The 19,927-nt window shown below is 69.5% G+C and carries 21 protein-coding genes; 10 read left to right on the top strand and 11 right to left on the bottom strand.

From position 1 onward, the window contains the following. Window positions 1-18 precede the first annotated feature (18 nt). Genes AB4Z46_RS17765 through AB4Z46_RS17745 form a run of 5 tightly spaced genes read right to left on the bottom strand, consistent with a single transcriptional unit; the run spans window position 19 to window position 4,550 of the window. Entirely contained in the window at window positions 19-1,179 is a 1,161-nt protein-coding gene (locus AB4Z46_RS17765) for an ABC transporter substrate-binding protein (RefSeq protein WP_442284841.1), read from the bottom strand. A 46-nt stretch (window positions 1,180-1,225) separates the two neighbouring features. Then, window positions 1,226-1,933 carry an ABC transporter ATP-binding protein gene (locus AB4Z46_RS17760; RefSeq protein ID WP_442284840.1) on the bottom strand — a complete coding sequence of 236 codons (708 nt, stop codon included), beginning with the start codon at window positions 1,931-1,933 and terminating at the stop codon, window positions 1,226-1,228. Continuing rightward, window positions 1,920-2,684, bottom strand: a complete 765-nt coding sequence (locus AB4Z46_RS17755; RefSeq protein ID WP_442284839.1) for an ABC transporter ATP-binding protein — start codon at window positions 2,682-2,684, stop codon at window positions 1,920-1,922. Before AB4Z46_RS17755 ends, AB4Z46_RS17760 begins: the two co-directional genes overlap by 14 nt. Further along, complete coding sequence (locus tag AB4Z46_RS17750; protein WP_442284838.1) at window positions 2,677-3,684, bottom strand: branched-chain amino acid ABC transporter permease; 1,008 nt, start codon at window positions 3,682-3,684, stop codon at window positions 2,677-2,679. The genes AB4Z46_RS17755 and AB4Z46_RS17750 overlap by 8 nt, the downstream gene beginning before the upstream one ends. Next, entirely contained in the window at window positions 3,684-4,550 is an 867-nt protein-coding gene (locus AB4Z46_RS17745; RefSeq protein ID WP_442284837.1) for a branched-chain amino acid ABC transporter permease, read from the bottom strand. Before AB4Z46_RS17745 ends, AB4Z46_RS17750 begins: the two co-directional genes overlap by 1 nt. A gap of 173 nt (window positions 4,551-4,723) precedes the next feature. On the opposite strand from AB4Z46_RS17745, the gene AB4Z46_RS17740 reads away from it, so the two are divergent. After that, the gene (locus AB4Z46_RS17740) at window positions 4,724-5,560 is read left to right on the top strand and encodes an isocitrate lyase/PEP mutase family protein (RefSeq protein ID WP_442284836.1); all 837 of its coding nucleotides are present in this window, start codon (window positions 4,724-4,726) and stop codon (window positions 5,558-5,560) included. Between the two features lie 55 nt (window positions 5,561-5,615). Further along, complete coding sequence (locus tag AB4Z46_RS17735) at window positions 5,616-5,825, top strand: hypothetical protein (RefSeq protein WP_442284835.1); 210 nt, start codon at window positions 5,616-5,618, stop codon at window positions 5,823-5,825. On the opposite strand, the gene AB4Z46_RS17730 is transcribed toward AB4Z46_RS17735, so the two are convergent. Next, window positions 5,815-6,204 (bottom strand): VOC family protein, encoded by a 390-nt coding sequence (locus tag AB4Z46_RS17730; RefSeq protein WP_442284834.1) that lies wholly within the window; start codon window positions 6,202-6,204, stop codon window positions 5,815-5,817. The genes AB4Z46_RS17735 and AB4Z46_RS17730 overlap by 11 nt on opposite strands. Before the next feature lie 363 nt (window positions 6,205-6,567). Between AB4Z46_RS17730 and AB4Z46_RS17725 the strand changes: the two genes are divergently transcribed. Beyond that, window positions 6,568-6,804, top strand: a complete 237-nt coding sequence (locus AB4Z46_RS17725) for a hypothetical protein (protein WP_442284833.1) — start codon at window positions 6,568-6,570, stop codon at window positions 6,802-6,804. Window positions 6,805-7,115: 311 nt separating this feature from the next. On the opposite strand, the gene AB4Z46_RS17720 is transcribed toward AB4Z46_RS17725, so the two are convergent. Together AB4Z46_RS17720 and AB4Z46_RS17715 are read right to left on the bottom strand one after the other, a co-directional pair. Then, the gene (locus AB4Z46_RS17720) at window positions 7,116-8,471 is read right to left on the bottom strand and encodes a 3-deoxy-D-manno-octulosonic acid transferase (RefSeq protein WP_442284832.1); all 1,356 of its coding nucleotides are present in this window, start codon (window positions 8,469-8,471) and stop codon (window positions 7,116-7,118) included. 13 nt (window positions 8,472-8,484) lie between these two features. Beyond that, a complete protein-coding gene (locus tag AB4Z46_RS17715) occupies window positions 8,485-9,867 on the bottom strand; it encodes a phosphomannomutase/phosphoglucomutase (RefSeq protein WP_442284831.1) in 1,383 nt (460 codons plus the stop codon). Between the two features lie 112 nt (window positions 9,868-9,979). On the opposite strand from AB4Z46_RS17715, the gene AB4Z46_RS17710 reads away from it, so the two are divergent. Genes AB4Z46_RS17710 through AB4Z46_RS17700 form a run of 3 tightly spaced genes read left to right on the top strand, consistent with a single transcriptional unit; the run spans window position 9,980 to window position 12,995 of the window. After that, window positions 9,980-11,530 (top strand): DNA-3-methyladenine glycosylase 2 family protein, encoded by a 1,551-nt coding sequence (locus AB4Z46_RS17710; protein ID WP_442284830.1) that lies wholly within the window; start codon window positions 9,980-9,982, stop codon window positions 11,528-11,530. Window positions 11,531-11,535: 5 nt separating this feature from the next. Further along, window positions 11,536-12,033, top strand: a complete 498-nt coding sequence (locus AB4Z46_RS17705) for a methylated-DNA--[protein]-cysteine S-methyltransferase (protein ID WP_442284829.1) — start codon at window positions 11,536-11,538, stop codon at window positions 12,031-12,033. Next, the gene (locus AB4Z46_RS17700) at window positions 12,030-12,995 is read left to right on the top strand and encodes a DMT family transporter (protein ID WP_442284828.1); all 966 of its coding nucleotides are present in this window, start codon (window positions 12,030-12,032) and stop codon (window positions 12,993-12,995) included. Before AB4Z46_RS17705 ends, AB4Z46_RS17700 begins: the two co-directional genes overlap by 4 nt. Here the strand turns inward: AB4Z46_RS17700 and AB4Z46_RS17695 are convergent. Then, on the bottom strand, window positions 12,945-13,682 hold the full coding sequence (locus AB4Z46_RS17695; protein WP_442284827.1) for a DUF1345 domain-containing protein: 738 nt from the start codon (window positions 13,680-13,682) through the stop codon (window positions 12,945-12,947). The two genes, AB4Z46_RS17700 and AB4Z46_RS17695, sit on opposite strands and share 51 nt — an antisense overlap. A 114-nt stretch (window positions 13,683-13,796) precedes the next feature. Here AB4Z46_RS17695 and AB4Z46_RS17690 point away from each other — a divergent pair, with 114 nt between their 5' ends. Together AB4Z46_RS17690 and AB4Z46_RS17685 are read left to right on the top strand one after the other, a co-directional pair. Further along, window positions 13,797-14,504, top strand: a complete 708-nt coding sequence (locus tag AB4Z46_RS17690) for a c-type cytochrome (RefSeq protein WP_442284826.1) — start codon at window positions 13,797-13,799, stop codon at window positions 14,502-14,504. Between the two features lie 6 nt (window positions 14,505-14,510). Beyond that, window positions 14,511-15,788 (top strand): c-type cytochrome, encoded by a 1,278-nt coding sequence (locus tag AB4Z46_RS17685; RefSeq protein WP_442284825.1) that lies wholly within the window; start codon window positions 14,511-14,513, stop codon window positions 15,786-15,788. A gap of 10 nt (window positions 15,789-15,798) precedes the next feature. On the opposite strand, the gene AB4Z46_RS17680 is transcribed toward AB4Z46_RS17685, so the two are convergent. Continuing rightward, on the bottom strand, window positions 15,799-16,770 hold the full coding sequence (locus tag AB4Z46_RS17680; protein ID WP_442284824.1) for a JmjC domain-containing protein: 972 nt from the start codon (window positions 16,768-16,770) through the stop codon (window positions 15,799-15,801). 168 nt (window positions 16,771-16,938) lie between these two features. Here AB4Z46_RS17680 and AB4Z46_RS17675 point away from each other — a divergent pair, with 168 nt between their 5' ends. Further along, on the top strand, window positions 16,939-19,173 hold the full coding sequence (locus tag AB4Z46_RS17675) for a heavy metal translocating P-type ATPase (protein WP_442284823.1): 2,235 nt from the start codon (window positions 16,939-16,941) through the stop codon (window positions 19,171-19,173). Between the two features lie 28 nt (window positions 19,174-19,201). Then, the gene (gene cueR / locus AB4Z46_RS17670; protein WP_442284822.1) at window positions 19,202-19,627 is read left to right on the top strand and encodes a Cu(I)-responsive transcriptional regulator; all 426 of its coding nucleotides are present in this window, start codon (window positions 19,202-19,204) and stop codon (window positions 19,625-19,627) included. Between the two features lie 96 nt (window positions 19,628-19,723). Here the strand turns inward: cueR and AB4Z46_RS17665 are convergent. After that, the coding region (locus AB4Z46_RS17665) for a fatty acid cis/trans isomerase (protein WP_442284821.1) at window positions 19,724-19,927 on the bottom strand (204 nt) is incomplete at its 5' end.

Genomic DNA, 19,927 nt, shown 5'->3' with positions numbered 1-19,927 from the left:
GCAGCGGGCCGCGGGCCGCTACTTCGCCAGCTCGCTCAGGTTCACCGGCTTGATCTTGCCGCCCTCGACGGTGGCGACCAGCGGGTCGACGATGGTGCCGCCGACGGCGTCGACGCCCTTGAACTCGCCGGCGTTGGTTTCCTTCGGCATCTTGGTGAGCGCCTCGCCGATCCTGGCGCGGATCGCGGCCGCATCGGTGGTGGTGCCGGCCAGCTTCATGGCACTGGCCAGCGCGTGCGTCAGCGTGTAGTTGTAGGAAGACTCGGTGGTCGGGTCCTTGTCGGCGCCATAGGCCTTGCGGTAGGCCGCGGCGAAGGTCTTGGGACCGACCCGTTCGTCATACGACACCGGCAGCACGCCGATCGAGCCCTCGAGCGGCGCCAGGCCGCCGGTGACCTTCGCCATCTCGTCCAGCTTGGCCTGGTCCATGATCAGGAAGCCGCCCTTGAAGCCCAGTTCGCGCGCCTGCTTGACCACCAGCGCGGTCGGCTCGGACGGACCGCCGACGAACAGCACATCGGGCTTCTCGGCCAGCACGCGGCTCACGCCGCTGTAGAAGTCGGCCGAGCGGTTGTAGGACATCGGATTGTTCGAGGCGATGGTGCCGCCGGCCTTCTCCCAGGCGGGGCCGAAGAGCTGGGTCCAGTTCTTGGCGTACTCGTGGTCACCCGGCAGCATGCCGACCTTCTTGCCGAACTTCTTCATCTCGTAGCTCGTGAAGGGCTCGATGTAGGAGTTGAAGGTCGGCGGGATGCGGATCGTGAGCTTGTTGCCGGTCTCGGTGATCTTCGGCGTGCTCGAGTACGCCATCACGATGAACTTCTCCTGCTCGTTGAAGGCCTGCATCGCGTAGATGCCGCCCGAGTGCGGCACGAACACCGCCGGGCTCTGGTACTGCTGCACCAGGCGGCGAGCGTTGATCGCGGCCTCGGCCGGCGCGTACTTGTCGTCCAGCGCCACCAGCTCGAGCTTGACCTTCTTGCCCGCGACCTCGAGGCCCGCGGCGTTGATCTCCTTGATGGCCATCTCCATGCCGTTGACCACGTTCTTGCCGTACAGCGCGGCGCCGCCGCTCAGCGGGCCGGTGAAGCCGATCTTGACGGTTTCCTGCGCGAACGCGGCGCCGGCGCCGAAGGCAGCCGCGAGCGCGGCGACGAGGGGCAAGGCAGTTCTTTTCATACGGATGTCTCCAGGTGGTTGAACGAAGCAGTGAAGGGATGAGGTCTCAGGCACCTATGTACGCGGCACGCACCGCCTCGTTGTGCAGCAGCGAATCGCGGTCGCCTTCGAGCGCGATGCGGCCGCGCTCGATCACGTAGGCGCGGTGCGCGATGGCCAGCGCCGAGTACGCGTTCTGCTCGGCCAGCAGCACCGTGGTGCCGGCCCGGTTGATGCGCTGGATGACCTCGAACACCTGCTTGACGATCAGCGGCGCGAGGCCCAGCGAGGGCTCGTCGAGCAGCAGCAGCTTCGGCCGGCCGAGCAAGGCGCGGCCGATCGCCACCATCTGCTGCTGGCCGCCCGAGAGCGAGCCGGCCGGATGGTCCTGCTTCTGCGCGAGGATCGGGAACAGCTCGAACACCTCGTCGAGCGAGCGCTGGATGCCGGCCGTGTCGCGCCGGTGCACGTAGGCGCCGAGCGTGAGGTTCTTCTTCACCGACATCAACGGGAACAGCTTGCGGCCTTCGGGGCAATGCACCAGCCCCGAGGCGACGATCTGCGCCGGCCGCTGGCCGACCAGCTCGCGCTCGCCGAAGCGGATGCTGCCGGCGCTCGGCTTGTGGATGCCGCTCGCGGCCATGAAGATGGAGGTCTTGCCGGCGCCGTTGGCCCCCAGCAGCACGACCAGTTCACCCGGTGCCGCGTGCAGCGTGACGCCGGACAGCGCGCGGAAGCTGCCGTAGTGCAGGTCGACACTTTCAAACCGCAACATGGTCGGCTCCCAGGTAGGCCTCGATCACCTGCGGGTCGCGCCGGATCTGCTCCGGCGTGCCCTCGGCGATCTTGGCGCCGTTGTTGAGCACGACGATCTTGTCGGCCAGTCGCATGATCATGTCCATCTTGTGCTCGATCAGGCAGACCGTCTTGCCGTGGTCCACCAGCTTGCGGATCAGGGCCGCGAGGCCCACGGTCTCCTCGGGGTTCACGCCGCCGGCCGGCTCGTCGAGCAGCAGCAGTTCCGGGTCGGTGGCCAGCGCCAGCGCGAAGGCGACGCGCTTGCGCTCCTCCTGCGTGATGTCTGCCGCGATGCGGTGGGCGACATGCGACAGGCCGACGAAGTCGAGCGCCTCCTGCGCCTTGTCGCGGCACAGGCGCTCTTCTTCCTGCAGCCGGCGCGTGTTGGCGAGCACGTCCCACAGGCCCGACTTCGTGCGCAGGCGGTGGCCGACGATCAGGTTGTCGAGCACGGTGGCGTTGTCGAACAGGTGGGTGGTCTGGAAGGTGCGCGCGATGCCCAGCCGCGCCACGTGGTCGGGCCGCATGCCGGTCACGTCCTGGCCGTTGAAGCGGATGCGCCCCGAGCTCGGCTTGTGCGTGCCCGCGACCAGGTTGAAGAAGGTGGTCTTGCCGGCGCCGTTGGGTCCGATGATGGCGCTCACCTGGCCGCGTTCGAAGCGGGTCGACACGTTGTCGACCGCGGTGAGCCCGAAGAACAGCTTGGTCAGCGATTCGATTTCAAGCATGGGTCTGAGCCTCCTGGGCGGCCGCGCCCGTGCGTGCCGCCTGGGCAGCCTTCGCCGCATCCGCGCGCTGGGCCCGGCGCTTGAGCCAGGTGCCGACGATGCCGTCCGGCAGGAAGATGATCAGCGCGATCAGCACCGGCCCGAACACCACCATGCGGTAGTCCTGCAGGAACTGAAGGCTCTGCGTCAGCCAGGTGACCAGGAAGGTGCCGAGCAGCGGCCCGAGCAGCGTGCCGATGCCGCCGACCAGCACGAACATGACGAGGTCGAAGGTCACGGCCTCGCTCGCCAGGTCGGGGCCGAGGAAGCGCACCTGGCCCGCATACAGCGCGCCGGCGAAGCCCGCATAGACCACCGACAGCACGAAGGACAGCGTCTTGGTGCGCATCAGATCGATGCCCAGCGCCTCGGCCAGGTCGTCGCTGTTGCGCACCGCCATGAAGCTGCGGCCCAGCAGCGAGCGCACGATGCGCGCCATGATCCAGAGCCCCAGGACCAGGAAGGCCAGCACCAGGTAGTACTGCGACAGCGGCGTGCCGAACTGCAGCGGCCCGATGCCGGTCGGCGCCGGGATGCCCATGATGCCGACCGGCCCGTGGGTCAGGCTTTCCCACTTCTCGATCAGCAGAAACATGATGTAGCTCACGCACAGCGTGAAGATCGAGAAGTAGTGGCCCTTGAGCCGCAGCGACAGCAGGCCGATGAAGAAGCCCAGCACGGCGGTCACCAGGCCGGCCGCCATGAAGGCGATCCAGAACGGCACCTGGTGGTCGACCGTCAGGATGCCCACCGTGTAGGCGCCGACCGCCATGAAGGCGCCATGCGCCAGGTTGAACTGCCCGGTGTAGCCGGTGATGAGGTTCAGCCCGAGCGCGGCGATGGCCATGATGAAGGCCTGCGTCGCCACCGAGATCAGGTAGTTGTTCTGCGCGAACAGCGGGAACGCGAGCGCCGCAGCCGCCAGCAGCGCCCAGCCGGTCTTTCCCTGGAGCCAGTTCATCAGCGCGCCCCTTTCGCGGTGAACAGGCCCTGCGGGCGGAACGACAGGATCACCACCAGCAGCACGAAGGCGATGATGTCCTTGTAGTCGGTCGAGAAGTAGAAGCCGCCGAAGCTCTCGGCCATGCCGATGATCAGCCCGCCGACGATGGCCCCCGGAAAGCTGCCCATGCCGCCGAGGATGATGATCACGAAGGCCTTGGTGATCACCAGGTTGCCCATCGCCGGGTACACCAGGTTGATCGGCGCGTAGAGCACCGCCGCGACCGCGGCCAGCGCCCCCGAGATCGCGAACACCAGCAGCGTCACGCGCGTGGCGTCGATGCCGACGAGGGCGGCGCCGTCGCGGTTCTGCGCCATCGCGATGATGGTCGAGCCGACCACCGTGTGGTTCAGGAACAGGTGCAGCAGCACCATGAGACCGAAGGCGCCGGCGATGATCAGCAGCCGCTGCAGGGGCGCGGTGAGCCCGAAGACCTCGACCACCTGCCCGTAGGGCGTGGGCATGCGGTGGAAGTCGGCGCCGAACAGGGCCTGCGCACCAGCCTCGAGAAACAGCAGCACGCCGATGGCCGCGATCATGTCGTGCAGCTCGGGCGCGTTGCGCAGCGGGTGGAACACCAGCCGCTGCGTCAGCATCGAGATCGCCGCCACGATGGCCGCCGCGCCGGCCATCGCCAGCCAGTAGTTGAGGCCCAGCTTGGCCATCAGGTAGTAGCCCGCGAAGGCGCCCGCCATGTAGAACGCGCCGTGGGCGAAGTTCGGTACGTGAAGGATGCCGTAGACCAGTGTCAGGCCCAGCGCCACCAGGCTGTAGACGCCCCCGACGGTGAGGCCGTTCAGGAGTTGCTGAAAGAACATTTCCACATGATTCCTCGGTGTGACCCAGGCAATGCAGCCGCGGCGGCATCGAACGCGCCGGGCCATTGTGGAAGGGAGTGCGAGGACGCCGACTAAGGTTTCTCCGGAGGCAGCGTCGCCTTGGAGACTCGCGCTCCTACCCGACGGTAGGGCGCAGAATGCTGCGCCAGGAGGCTTCCATGACACGCACCGTTGCCGAAAAACGCGCCGACTTTTGCGCTCTCCACGCCAAGGGCTGCTTCGTGCTGCCCAATCCCTGGGACGTGGGCAGCGCCCGCTATCTCGAGGGCCTGGGATTCAAGGCGCTGGCGACCACCAGCTCCGGCTATGCCTGGTCGCTGGGCCGGCCCGACGGCGCCCTCTCGCGCGACACGGTGCTGGCCCATCTGCGGGACCTCGTGGCGGCGACCGACCTGCCCGTGAACGCCGACTTCGAGAGCGGCTTCGGCGCCGATGCGCAAGGCGTGGCGGAGAGCGTCCGGATGGCAGTGGCGACCGGCGTGGCGGCCCTCTCGATCGAGGATTCGACCGGCGACCCCGCCCATCCGCTGCACGGCATCGATGTCGCGGTCGCGCGAATGCGCGCCGCGCGCGCGGCCATCGACGAGGCCGGCGGCGATGTCCTGCTGGTGGGGCGGGCGGAGAACTTCTTCGCCGGACGCCCCGATCTCGACGATGCCATCGCCCGCCTGAAGGCCTATTCGGAGGCCGGCGCCGATTGCCTCTACGCGCCGGGCATTCGCACGCGCGAGCAGATCGCCGCCGTGGTGGCCGCGGTCGCACCGAAGCCGGTCAACCTGCTGGTCGGATCGGCCAGCGAACTCACGCTGCAGGACATCGAGGCGCTCGGCGTGCGCAGGGTCAGCGTTGGCGGCGCCATGGCGCGCTCGGCCTGGGGCGGGTTCATTCGGGCCGCGCGCGGCATCGCCGAACAGGGGCGCTTCGACGGCTTCGCCGACGCCGCACCCGGGAACGAACTCAACGCGTTCTTCAGGAGCGCGGGCCGGCAGCCTTGAAGCGCAGGGCCTGACGCGCCCTTCAGCATTCGGGCGGGATGCCGATAAGGTTCTCATGAACACCTACCCGACCTCCAGCCAGGCGACCGGCGTCGCCCGCACGCTGAGCAAGCGCATCCCCTGCACCATCGTGGTCTACCAGACCTCCGAGCGGGAATTCGTCACGGCTCGCTCCAACGACCGCGTCAGCGGACTGGTCCAGGGCATCTACCGCGACGGCTACCTGCTGCCGCCGGCGCATCGGCCGGAATCGCTCAGGCGGTGATTTCCACACGGTTGCCGTCCGGGTCGAGCACCACGCTCTCGTAGTAGCCGTCGCCGGTCCGCCGGGGACCGTCGAGGACCGGATGGCCATCGGCCTTCAGCCGCTGCGTGAGGTCGTCGACCTGTTGCTCGGACCCGAGCGACACCGCGAAGTGCGTCAGGCCCATGCGCTGGGCGCCCGGCTCGATGACGACGGGATTCAAGGTCGACGTCGTCATCGCCTCGATCCGCGCGCCCTTCCCCAAGCTCAGGAAGCAGGACTCGAAGCCCTTGGCAGGGTTGACGTAGCCGCTGCCGGCCACGGCGCCGAAGTAGTCGACGTAGAAGCGCTTGCAGCGTTCGAGGTCGCGAGTCCAGAGGGCGATGTGTTCGATGTGCATGGGTCGCTCCGCTTGAGGTCGACGGCATTTTGCATCGGAGCCCAGGGGTCCATGGCGACATGCGCCTTCTGCGACGCGAAACCCGAAACGGGCGTTCGGGGTTCGGGGCGCGTGCCGGCCGATTGCGCAGGAAGCCCCGTCGGGGCGCACGCGCATCGACAACTTCGGCTCCGTATCGCGATTCCGCGATGCCGGATTGCAGGCTATGCAGGCGAAAGCTGACCTGCCTGCAAAATGCTGGACTACCGGAGTCGGCAAGGAGCGAACATACACAGTTCCGCGTCGACTGTCCGCTTGAGACTGGTTGCAGACCAGTGCTCCTCACGATAGATAGTGTCAAGCAATAGCCTGGAAATACTCGAAATGATGGATTGGGTCCCTATAGTCTTCGTTACGTTCAAGGCTCTCGTGTTCGGCACGGGCATGTTCTTCGCCATCAAGTGGCACTATGAGCGAGGGAAGAAGGGCAAGGAGAAGCAGAGCGCGGTGCTACGCGCGGGCGGCAAGGTGGCCGCAGTCTTCGTGCTATCGCTTCTGGGCCTCTCGCTCCTGACCCTCGGCCTTGGCAGGATGCTCGGTTTGGACTTGACCTTCCCATGATGGCAAAGATAGGCGGCCGATATCCAGTGATGCGGCAGCCATTCCCGGATGCGGCTATTGGACAGCGTCGGCACGCGGGTCAGCACGTCAACCCGTTCGGGCTGCCGCCCTCGATTCCGCGAGCACGGTGCTTCGTGTCAGCCGGACAGGGAGACCGCCGTGATGGCTCACGTCGATGGTTTGCTCTGCGCAGCGAAGTCAAGGAGGAGGCCGAAGGCCGGGGGACATGAGCGGAGCAGAGTACGCCGTCGGCGTGAGCCCGCCCCCCTGCTCCGGCCCGACGTGAGCAGCCCCGGTCCGGCGTCGTCCCCCTACTCCAGCCGCGGCTCCGCCCGCTCCTCGCCGACCGGCGAGGCCGCCTCCGCGATCGCCAGCAGCGCGCTCGCGGTGCGCTCGGCTGCGCCGCGGTTCGCGTTGGCGAAGGCCAGCGCGGCCTGTGCCATCGCCTCGCGCCGCTCGGGGTTCTCGGTCAGCTTGAGCGCCGCCGTCACCGCGTGTTCCATGTCCGCAACGCGCAGCGAGGCGCCGGCCGCGAGCGAGAGTTCGGCGGCTTCGGCGAAATTGAAGGTGGACGGTCCCATGATCACCGGACAGCCGCAGGCGGCGGCCTCGATCAGGTTCTGCCCGCCCAGCGGCTCGAAGCTGCCGCCCAGCAACGCGACATCGGCCAGGCCGTAGTAGAGCGCCATCTCGCCCAGCGAATCGCCGAGCCAGATCTCGGCTTCGGTCGGCGCACCCGCGGCACTGCGGCGCGCGACCGCGAAGCCGTGCGATTCGACCAGCGCCGCGACCTCGTCGAAGCGCTGCGGATGCCGCGGCACGATCATCCACTGCACATCGTGCACGCGCCGCGCGATCGACTGGACCGCCTCCTGTTCGGGCGGCACCGGCGCCAGGGCGCCGAAGCGCTTGAGCACCTCGAGCAGTTGCCGCTCCTCGCCGTCGCGCGAGCTCGCGAAGACCACGATCGGCCGCGGCAGCTGCGTGCGCAGCTTGGTCGCTGCGTTGAGCTGCCGCAGGTCCGGCGTGGCATCGAACTTGAGGTTGCCGAACACGCCCGCGACCTTGGCGCCCAGCGACACCAGCCGGTGCGAATCGGCTTCGGTCTGGGCCCATACCGCGGCCAGCGCCGAGTAGGCGGGCCGCGCCAGCCAGGCGAGCCGCTCGGCCCCGGCCAGCGACTTCTCGTTCAGTCGCGCGTTGGCCAGCACCAGCGGAATGCCGCGCTCGGTGCAGGCGGCGGTCATCTCGGGCCAGACCTCGGTTTCCATCAGCACGCCGATGCGCGGACGGAAGCGATCGAGAAAGCGGGCCACGGCGCCCGGTGAGTCCCAGGGCTGCCAGACCTGCAGGTCGCCGGGCTCCAGCAGCTTGGCGCCCTCTTCGCGGCCGGTCGCCGTGCCGTTGGTGAGCAGGATCGGGATGCCCGGGTATTGCCGGCGCAACTCGCCGATCAGGATGCCGGCGGCGCGCGCCTCGCCGAGCGAGACCGCATGGATCCAGCACCAGCCGGTGCCGACCGCCGCCGCGTCGTAGTGGCCGAAGCGCTCCTCGACCGCGTGGGCATAGCCGGGCTCGGCCACGGCGCGGCGACGCAGCTTGCGCCGGACCAGCGGCTGGGCCAGGGTGGTAAAGGCGCCGTAGAGGCGCAGCAGCAGCGAACGCACGCTCGTTGTGGCCTCAGTGCGCGGCCGCGGCGAGCTTCGCGTCGGGCTTGGCGCTGCGCAGCAGCGCCAGCATCTCGCCCTCGATGCGGTGCAGCGCGGCTTCGGTCTGGCCTTCGAAACGCAGCACCAGCACCGGCGTGGTGTTCGAGGCGCGGATCAGGCCGAAGCCGTCGGGCCAGTCGACCCGCACGCCGTCGATGGTCGACACCTGGGCCGGCGGCGCGAACTTCGCGCTCTCGACCAGCTGGGCGACCACCGCGTGGGGCTCGCCCTCGGCGCATGCCACATTGAGTTCGGGTGTCGAGAAGCTGGTCGGCAAGGCGTTGAGCACATCGCTCGCATTCGGGCTCTTGCTCAGGATCTCGAGCAGGCGGCAGCCGGCATAGGTGCCGTCGTCGAAGCCGAACCAGCGCTCCTTGAAGAAGATGTGGCCGCTCATTTCGCCGCCCAGCGGCGAGTCGATCTCCTTCATCTTGGCCTTGATCAGCGAATGGCCGGTCTTGTAGATCATCGGCTTGCCGCCCGCGGCCTCGATCGCCGGGCCCAGGCGCTGCGAGCACTTGACGTCGTAGACGATGGTGCCGCCCGGCACGCGCGACAGCACGTCCTGCGCGAACAGCATCATCTGGCGGTCGGGATAGATGTTGCTGCCGTCCTTGGTGACGATGCCCAGGCGGTCGCCGTCGCCGTCGAAGGCCAGGCCCAGCTCGGCGTCGCCCGACTGCAGCGCGGCGATCAGGTCCTTCAGGTTCTCGGGCTTGCTCGGATCGGGATGGTGGTTGGGGAAATCGCCGTCGACCTCGCTGAACAGTTCGGTCACCTCGCAGCCGATGGCGCGCAGGATGGAGGGAGCCGAGGCGCCGGCGATGCCGTTGCCCGAATCGACCACGATCTTCAGCGGCCGCGCGAGCTTGATGTCGCCGACGATGCGTTGCGTGTAGGCCTCGGTCACGTCGACCTTGCGCACGCTGCCGCCGGGCGCGAGCTTCGCGCTGCCGGCTTCCATGACCTGGCGCAGGCGCTGGATCTCGTCGCCGTAGATCGCGCGGCCGGCCAGCACCATCTTGAAGCCGTTGTAGTCCTTCGGGTTGTGGCTGCCGGTGACCTGGATGCCGCTGSTGCACAGGGTGTGCGCCGCGAAGTAGAGCATCGGCGTGGTGACCGCGCCGACGTCGATGACCTCGATGCCGGTGGCGACCAGGCCCTCGATCAGCGCCTCGACCAGTGCCGGCCCCGACAGCCGGCCGTCGCGGCCCACGGCCACCGCCTTCTCGCCGGCCGCGCGCGCGGCGCTGCCGAAGGCCCTGCCGAGCGCTTCGGCGACTTCCGCGTCGAGCGTGGCGGGCACCACGCCGCGAATGTCGTAGGCCTTGAAGATCGATGCGCTGAGCTGCATGAAAGCTATCCCCTGAAAGTTCCAAAAACGTAGAACATTGTAGGCATGGGCCCAGGGAGCCAGATGTCCGAAAATGGCTACTCTTGCACAAGCGCGGCCGTATCATCGTTGCATGCCAGCCGCCCCCGCCTCCACCGCCGGACTCGAAAGCGATGCCTGCTACCTGGCCATGAAGGCCCACGACGCACGCTTCGACGGCTCCTTCTTCACCGGCGTGACCTCCACCGGCGTCTATTGCCGGCCGGTCTGCCGCGTCAAGCTGCCGCGGCGCGAGAACTGCTGCTTCTTCCGCCACGCGGCGCAGGCCGAGGCCGCCGGCTTCAGGCCCTGCCTGCGCTGCCGGCCCGAGCTAGCGCCGCGGGCCGCGAGCTGGTCGACCGAGGATGCCTCGCGCATCCTGGCGCTGCAGGCCGCGCGCCTGATCGACGAGCCCGATGCCTGGAGCGACGACGGGCCCGGCGCGGCCCGCATCGCCGAGCGGCTCGGCGTCAGCGACCGCCACCTGCGCCGCATCTTCGAAAGCCAGTTCGGCGTCTCGCCGCTGCAGTACCTGCAGACCCGCCGCCTGCTGGCCGCCAAGCAACTGATTGCCGACACCCACCTGCCGATGACGCAGGTCGCGTTGGCCAGCGGCTTCGCCAGCGTGCGCCGCTTCAATGCCGCATTCGTCACGCACTACGGGCTGAATCCGAGCGCCCTGCGCCGCGCCGGCGCCACCAGCGGCGGCCGCGAGGGCGAATCGGTCGACGTGCGGCTGGGTTTTCGTCCGCCCTACGACAGCGAGGCGATGCTGGGTTTCTTCGCTCGCCGGGCGCTGCGCGGCGTCGAGCTGTCGACCGACCACGGCGGCAAGCCGCAGCTCGCGCGCACGCTGCGCGTGACGCAGGGCGGCCGCAGCCTCGCGGGCTGGCTGCAGCTGCGCTTCGACCCCGGGCGCGAGCAGCTCCTGCTGCGCGTGGGCGATTCGCTCGCCGCGGTGCTGCCGACCGTGATCAGCCGCGTGCGCGCGATGCTGGACCTGGACGCCGAGCCGATGGCGATCAACAGCGCGCTGCATGCCAGCTTTCCCGACGGCGACGGGCTGCGCGTGCCGGGCACGGTCGACGGTTTCGAGCTTGCGGTGCGCGCCGTGCTGGGCCAGCAGATCACGGTGGCGGCGGCGCGCACGCTGGGCTCGCGGCTGGTCGAGGCCTTCGGCGAGCCGATCGCGACGCCGATCGACGGCCTGGACCGCCTGTTCCCGACGCCCGCGGCCATCGCCGGTGCCAGCGGCGATGCGCTGGGCGGGCTCGGCATCGTGCGCCAGCGGCAGGCCGCGCTGCTGGCCGTGGCGCACGAAGTGCTCGAAGGCCGGCTCGCGCTGCACGCCGGCGCCGACGTCCCCGCCACCCTCGCGGCGCTGCAGGCGCTGCCCGGCATCGGCGACTGGACCGCGCAGTACATCGCGATGCGCGCGCTGCGCTGGCCCGATGCCTTCCCGGCCGGCGACGTGGCGCTGCAGAAGGCGCTCGGCGTCGGTTCGGCGCGCGCCGCGGCCGAAGCCTCGCTGGCCTGGCGGCCCTGGCGCGGCTATGCCGTGCTGCGCGCCTGGCAGCGTCCCGCCCCCTCCCCGGCGGTCGATGCGACCGCCGACTCCCGACCCTGCACCGGCGCCATCGCCTGAATACCATGAAATTCAAGACTGCGACCATCTACAGCACCCACATCGACAGTCCGCTCGGCGGCATCACGCTGGCCGCCACCGGCCAGGGACTGGCCGGCGCCTGGTTCGACCGCCAGCGCCACGGGCCCGACACGAGCGGCTGGCAGACCGACGATGCGCACCCGGTGCTGCGCGAAGCTGCAGCGCAGCTGGGCGACTACTTCGCCGGCCGGCGCGAGCACTTCGACCTGCCGCTGGACCTGTCCCACGGCACCGCGTTCCAGCAGTCGGTGTGGCAGGCGCTGCTCGCCATCCCGGCCGGCCAGACCACCAGCTATGGCGCCTTGAGCGCCGGCGTCGGCAATCCGGCCGCGGTGCGCGCGGTGGGCGCGGCGGTCGGGCGCAACCCGATCAGCGTGATCGTGCCCTGCCACCGCGTGCTCGGCGCCGACGGTTCCCTGACCGGCTATGCCGGCGGGCTCGACCGCAAGTCGGCGCTGCTGGAACTGGAAGGCGCGCTGTGAGCGAAGGCGAGTGCAGCGCAGCCCCACCCGAGCGATCCACGAAGGCCCCGGTTTCCCCTTCCGCCAGCCGGGCCTGGCTGTTCGACCTGGTGCTGCTCGGCGCGCTGTGGGGCTCCTCGTTCCTGTTCATGCGCATCGGCGCGGCCGAGTTCGGCGCCCTCCCGACCGCCGCGGTGCGGGTCGCGATCGCGATGCTGTTCCTGCTGCCGCTGCTGTTCCTGCGCGGCCAGTGGTCCGCGTTCAGGCAGCACTGGAAGCCCGCGCTCGGCATCGGCATCCTGAACTCCGGCCTGCCCTTCGCCTTCTTCTCCTTCGCCCTGCTGACCCTCAACAGCGGCCTCGCGGCGGTCCTCAACGCCACGGTGCCGATGTTCGGCGCCCTGGTCGCCTGGGCCTGGTTCAAGGACCGACCCGACCGCTCGCGCATCCTCGGGCTGGTGATCGGCTTCGCCGGCGTGGCGATGCTGGCCGGGCGCAGCGCCGGCTTCCATTCGGGCGCGGACGAGAGCGCCGCGCTCTGGGCCATCGGGGCCTGCCTGGCGGCCTGCGTCTGCTACGCCTTCGCGGCCAATCTGACCCGCAAGCACCTGGCCGGCGTGCCGGTGATGGCGACCGCGACCGGCAGCCAGATCGGCGCCACGCTGGCGCTGGCGCTGCCCGCCGTCTGGCTGTGGCCCGCCCAGATGCCCAGCCTGAAGGCCTGGCTGGCGCTGGTGGCGGTGGGCACCGCCTGCACCGGCCTGGCCTACATCCTGTTCTTCCGGCTGATCGAGCGGGCCGGACCGGCGCGTGCGCTCACCGTGACCTTCCTGGTGCCGGTGTTCGCGCTGTTCTACGGCGCGGTGTTCCTGGGCGAGCGGATCACGCAGTGGATGCTGATCTGCGCGCTGGTGATCGTCTGCGGCGTCGCGCTATCGACAGGACTGGTCAAGCTGGGCCGCCGCAGCACCGCCGCCGGCTGAATCGCCACCCGGGCTGCCCTGCATCGAGGACGCCACCACATTGATGGACAGCGCGAGCACCAGCATGTTGAAGGCGAAGGACAGCACGCCGTGCACCAGCGTGATGCGCCGCATCTCGTGCGAGGTGACCTGCACGTCGGACACCTGCGAGGTCATGCCGACCACGAAGGAGTGATAGAGGAAGTCGAAGTAGTCCGGCTCCAGCTTGCCCGGGAACTTGAGCCCCGGTCCCTGCGGCTTCGGTTCGATTTCGGCCTGGTAGTAGCGGTGCGCGTAGTGAAATGCGTAGATCGTGTGGATCATCAGCCACGAGCCCGTGAGCGCCGCGAGGCCGAGCGCGACGTGGCCGATGCGCTGCGCGCCGCACAGCTGCGGCACCCTCTGCAGCAGCATCGCGATCACCACCATGCTGACGCCGATGACGCTCACCATGATGGCCAGGATCAGCGCATTCGGCTGGTCCTGGGACTGGGCGCGCGAACGGGTACGCTCGGGGTTGCAGGTCTCGGCCAGCCACCACGCGGGCAGCAGGTACACGGCCGCCCCGCTGCACCAGCCCAGCAGTCCGCGCGTCACGCCGTCGGGCGCCCCGGGCAGCAGCCCGAGCCCAAGGCCGACGCCCAGGCCGACGGCGGCGCCGAACAGCAGCCGCAGCCAGCCGGGCATCTGGAGGAATCGGGACTTCATGAGGCGACTTTAGCCGGTCGCCGCGCAACTGATCCGATCGATTCGCGTCACACTGCGCCTGTTCTTTTCATCACCGATCGCCGACAGTCGATGGTTAAAAAAATATCGTCACGCATGAAACCTCTCCGCCTCCTGCAGACCCTGCTGCTCGCCGCCTGGAGCCTGGCTGTACCGGCCGCCCCGGCGCCGATGCAGGTCCCCGACACCATCGAGCAGCGCGCCGCCGCCTGCATCGCCTGCCACGGGCGCGAGGGCGCCAGCGTCGACGGCGGCTACTTCCCCCGCCTGTCCGGCAAGCCCGAGGGCTACCTGTTCAACCAGTTGCAGAGTTTCCGGGACGGTCGCCGCTTCAACTCGGACATGACGCACATGGTGCAGCACCTGTCGGACGCCTACCTGCGCGAACTGGCGGCCTATTTCGCCGGCCTCGAGCTGCCGTATCCGCCGGTGCGCACCACCACCGATGCCTCGCCCGAGATGCTGGCGCGCGGCCGCGCGCTGGTGTTCCAGGGCGATGCGGCGCGCGGCATCCCGGCCTGCGCCCAATGCCATGGCCAGGCACTCACGGGCGTGCAGCCGGGCATTCCGGGGCTGGTCGGCCTGCCGCGCCTCTATCTGTCCTCCCAGCTCGGCGCCTGGCTCACCGACGATCGCCATGCGCGGGCCCCCGACTGCATGGCCGAGGTGGGCAAGAAGCTCACCACCGCCGACATCAACGCCGTGACCAGCTGGCTGGCGCTGCAGCCCGTACCCGCGGACACCCGCCCGCTGGCCGCGCTGCCCGGCCCGCTGCCCACGCCTTGCAGCGCAATGAACCGCTGATCCGCCATGCGACGCTTCTTCTATTTTCTGGCCTCCCTGGCCATCCTCGTGCTGCTGGCCACCGTGGCCATCGTGGCGCTGAACCTGCGCGGCGAGGACACGCTGCCCGACGTCGCGGCAACGTCCGTCACCCCGACCGCGGCGCAGATCGAGCGCGGCCGCTACCTGGCGCTGGCGGGCAACTGCGCCGGCTGCCATACGACGCGCGGCGGCGCCGCCTACGCGGGCGGCGTCGGCATCGAGACGCCCTTCGGCACCGTGTTCTCGAGCAATCTCACGCCGGATCCGAAGGCCGGCATCGGCAGCTGGAGCCCGGCGCATTTCTGGCGCGCCATGCACAACGGCCGCTCGAAGGACGGGCGGCTGCTCTATCCGGCTTTCCCGTACCCGAGCTTCACGCGCGTGACGCGCGAGGATTCGGACGCGATCTTCGCCTACCTGCAGAGCATTCCGCCGGCGCCGGCACCCAACCTCGCGCACAAGCTGCGCTTCCCCTATGACACGCAGGCCGCGCTGGCGGTCTGGCGCGCGCTGTCGTTCACGCCGGACACCTTCGTCCCCGATCCGGCCAAGCCGGCCGAATGGAACCGCGGCGCCTACCTGGTCGAGGGCCTCGGCCACTGCATCGCCTGCCACGGCACGCGCAACGTGCTCGGCGCCACCGAAGAGAAGCTCGGGCTGTCGGGCGGCCTGATCCCGGTCGAGAACTGGTATGCGCCTTCGCTGACCTCGCGGCGGGAAGCCGGCGTCGCCGACTGGAACCCGCACGACATCGTGGCACTGCTGCAAACCGGCAAGTCGCCGCGCGGCTCGGTCATGGGCCCGATGGCCGACGTGGTGTTCCGCAGCACCCAGTACCTGGACGAGGCCGACCTGCACGCCATGGCCCTGTACCTGAAGGCGCTGCCGCAGGCGGACCCGCCGCCGGCAGCACCGGCCTCGGCACCGGCACGCCGCGACGCCCGCGTGATGGAACGCGGCGCGAAGATCTACGACCAGCGTTGCGCCTACTGCCACGGCGACGTCGGCCAGGGCGCCCAGGGTGCCTATCCCGCGCTGGCCGGCAACCGGTCCGTGCTGATGGATTCCACGGCCAACCTGATCCAGATCGTGCGCCACGGCGGCTTCCTGCCCGCCACCGGCGGCAATCCGCGCCCCTACGGCATGCCGCCTTTCAACCAGGTGCTCGACGACAGCGACGTCGCGGCCGTGCTGACCTTCGTACGCGCCTCCTGGGGCAACGACGCGCCGGCGCTCTCGGCGCGCGACATGATGCGCCGGTGACCCGGCTCCTTCAGAACGAGCCGGGAGGCGGATTCGCGAAGCGGCGCATGCGACCGATCGGCGCCGCGATCCGGGACAGGGACGACAGCCCCGCGCCGATCACCTTGCCGATCGGCGCCTTGATCGCATCCGAAACGGCGGACTCGCCCGGATAGACCGGCGACAGCCCGCACTTGCGCAACACCCGGTTGAGCTGGTGCACGCGCGCCGCCTCGCGCGTGACCGAGGTGTAGAAGGTCACACCGATCGAGATGGCGACGCCGTTGCCCGGCTTGGTCCAGTCGGGATCCGAGCGCGTCATGTGGGGCGAGGTGCTCGGGAAATAGATCCCGTCGCCCGCCTGAGTGTCGAACTCGTGGCTGCGCGCCTTGAACTCTTCCTGGAGCCGGACGTTCCGCAGCGAACCCCTGACGATGAATTCCTCCACCGCGGGCGCGGGCACCACGACCCGGTCGGTCGCTTCCCAGACATTCATGACCTTGCGTCCGCGCAACTGCAGCCAGAAGTTGTTCTCGCGGTCGATGTGGAACGGCGTCACCGACGGCGGAGCGGAAATGAAGATGAAGCCGGTCACCAGGAAGATGCCCGGCTGCTCGCGCTCGACCGTCTCGCGCATGTGGTCCAGGATGCCGTCGAGCAGGGCCTGGTAGCGCGGAACGACTTCGACATCGTAGAGCGCGATCCACGAACCCGGCTCCTCGATCCGCCTGAAGACGTCCTCGATGCCGCGCCCGTCGGGGTGCTCGCTGGCGTGCGCGAAGGCAGAGGCCTGCGTCACGCCCTGCTTGACGAAGCGGCACTGCTTCAGGGGCATCAACTCCTTCGCCAGCGCCTCGAGTTCGGGCAGCTGGAACAGCGGATGCTGGTGGTAGTTGTGGTGGAACCTCCCCACCTTGCGGGTCGTGAAGCCGGCGGGGTCGTCCACCCATATGCGGCAGTCGGTGGTCGTGGACATCATCGGTTCGATCTCGCTCGCGCCCATGGCATCTCCTTAGGCGTTGCAGCATAAGCGACGTAACAAAAAAATACTAACTTTCAATCGGCGTAGTGCGAACGGAAGGTGCGCGAAACGGCTTGACCCTCCCATGATGGGAAGGTTGATACTCCCTTCATTCCTCGCTCATCGAGGTTCGAAAGACAGGAGCAATCAATGAACAACAGCCTGGCGCTACCGCCTGGCGCAGCCGGCTTCCAGGAGTTTTCGCTGCCGATCGAAGGAATGACCTGCGCGTCCTGCGTGGCCCGCGTCGAGCGCTCCCTGACAGCCGTCCCCGGCGTGACGGAAGCCAGCGTCAACCTCGCCACCGAAGCAGCCAACGTGCGCGCCGACGGCTCGGTCGCGCTCGGCGCCCTGCGTACCGCCATCGAGAAGGCGGGCTACAGCGTCGGCGAGGAAGCGCCATCGGCCGAAGGCTCCGCCGTTTCCGACGCGACGGCGGCCAGGCCCGACCGCCGCAGCGATGCCTGGCCCGTGATCGCGGCTGCGCTGCTCTCCACGCCCCTGGTGCTGCCGATGTTCGGACTGATGTTCGGCAAGGAGTGGATGCTCGACGGCTGGGTGCAGTTCGCGCTGGCCACGCCGGTGCAGTTCTGGCTGGGCGCGCGCTTCTACCGTTCGGGATGGAAGGCCCTGAAGGCCCGCGCCGGCAACATGGACCTGCTCGTGGCGCTCGGGACGACGGCCGCCTACGGACTCAGCGTGTACCTGCTGCTCGCGCACGCGGACCACGGCATGCCCCACCTCTACTTCGAAGCCTCGGCCGTGGTGATCACGCTGGTGCTGCTGGGCAAGTGGCTCGAAACGCGGGCCAAACACCAGACCACCGAGGCGATCCGCGCGCTCCATGCGCTGCGCCCCGACCGGGCCCGCGTGCGCCGCGACGGCGTCGACCGGGACCTGCCGCTGGGGCAGGTCCGGGTCGATGACCTGGTCGTGATCCGGCCGGGCGAGCGTGTGCCCGTCGACGCCCTGGTGATCGAGGGCACGAGCGAAGTCGACGAATCGCTCATCACCGGCGAAAGCCTGCCGGTCGCCAAACAGGCGGCCGACACCGTGACCGGCGGCTCGGTCAACGGCGCAGGCCTGCTGGTGGTCCGCACCACCGCGGTCGGCGCCGAATCCACGCTCGCGCGCATCGTGCGGCTGGTGGAATCGGCGCAGGCGAAGAAGGCGCCGATCCAGCGCCTGGTCGACCGCGTGAGCAGCGTGTTCGTGCCGGTGGTGATCGGCATCGCGCTGCTGACCTTCCTGGGCTGGGGCCTCGGCACCGGCCAATGGGAAACCGCGATCCTCAACGCGGTCGCGGTGCTCGTGATCGCCTGCCCCTGCGCGCTCGGGCTGGCGACGCCGACCGCGATCATGGCCGGCACCGGCGTCGCCGCCCGGCATGGGGTGCTGATCAAGGACGCCGAGGCGCTCGAGGTGGCGCACGGCGTCGGGATCGTCGCCTTCGACAAGACCGGCACGCTGACCGAGGGCCGCCCCGAGCTGGTGGCCTGCGAGGCGGTCGACGGCGATGCACAGGCCCTGCTTTGCGCCAGTGCCACCCTCCAGGCGGGCAGCGAGCATCCACTCGCCCGCGCGGTGCTGGACGCCGCGCGCCAGGCCGGCGTCGCGATCGGCCAGGCCAGCGAGGTGCGGGCGGTGGCGGGACGCGGCGTGGCGGCGATCGTCGACGGCCGCGCGCTGCGCCTGGGCAGCACCCGCTTCATGGGTGAGCTTTCGGTGCCGCTGGGGCGGCTCGGCGAGCGCGCCCTGCAACTGGCGTCCGAAGGGCGCACGGTCTCGTGGCTCGCCGACCTGAGCGCCAGCCCCACCCTGGTCGGCCTGCTCGCGTTCGGCGACCAGCCCAAGCCCAGCGCCGCGGCGGCCATCGAGCGGCTGCACGCGCAGGGCATCCGCACCGCCCTGGTCTCGGGCGACAACCGCGGCGCCGCCGAGGCGGTGGCCCGCCTGCTGAAGATCGACACGGTCCGGGCCGAAGTGCTGCCCGAGGACAAGGCGGTGATCATCGGGCAACTGAAGGCGGACGGCGTTCGCGTCGCGATGGTGGGCGACGGCATCAACGATGCGCCGGCGCTGGCCGCGGCCGACGTCGGCATCGCGATGTCCACCGGCACCGACGTCGCGATGCACGCGGCCGGCATCACGCTGATGCGCGGCGACCCGGCCCTGGTCAGCGACGCGATCGACATCTCGCGCCGCACCTACGCCAAGATCCGCCAGAACCTGTTCTGGGCCTTCGCGTACAACGTGGTCGGGATTCCGCTGGCGGCCTTCGGGCTGCTGAGCCCGGTGATCGCCGGCGCCGCGATGGCCTTCAGCAGCGTGAGCGTGGTGAGCAATGCGCTGCTGCTGCGGCGCTGGAAGGGACAGGCACGATGAACGCAGCCCATGGCACGGAGATGGATCGATGAACACGGAACCCTTCAACATCGGCCAGGCCGCGGCCCTCTCGGGCGTCTCGGCCAAGATGGTGCGGCACTACGAATCGCTGGGCCTGCTGCCAGAAGTCGCGCGCACCGACGCGGGCTACCGGCAATACACCGAGAGCAACGTCCACACGCTGCGCTTCATCCGGCGCGCGCGCGACCTGGGCTTCAGCATGGCCGAGATCGCCGAACTGCTGAAGCTGTGGCAGAACAAGGGCCGCGCCAGCGCGGACGTCAAGCGCATCGCGCTCACGCACGCGGCCGACCTGCACCGCCGCATCGAGGAGATGAGCGCGATGAAGCGGACGCTGGAGCGGCTGGCCGACTGCTGCCACGGCGACCACCGGCCGGATTGCCCCATTCTCGAAGAACTGGGCTCGCCCCCAGGTCGGGCTCACTGCGTGTAGCCCTCCCACCCCCTGCCGGGGGCAACACCAGCGGCCCGGCAAAGCCGGTTCCGCGGTGTTTCACCAACGAGCCTGGCTGCGCCGGCCCTGGCGCGGTCACCGGTTTTCGAAGCGGTTGAGGTCCAGGATGCCGGCTTGGATCGGCTGGTCACGGCGATAGCGCTCGACCAGCGCATCGCTCACGGCCCAGAAGCCGGGGTCGGTGCGGCGCACCGCGAAGCGTTCGGAGAAGGCCGCATAGTCCGCCTCGGACTTCAGCTTCCGGATCGCGTCGGCCATGGCCGGCAGCTGGGCCGGACT

Origin of the sequence: Variovorax sp. M-6 (genome assembly GCF_052114385.1) — a bacterium.
Classification (GTDB): Bacteria; Pseudomonadota; Gammaproteobacteria; order Burkholderiales; family Burkholderiaceae_C; genus Variovorax.
This window is presented reverse-complemented; position numbering and strand designations above follow the sequence as displayed.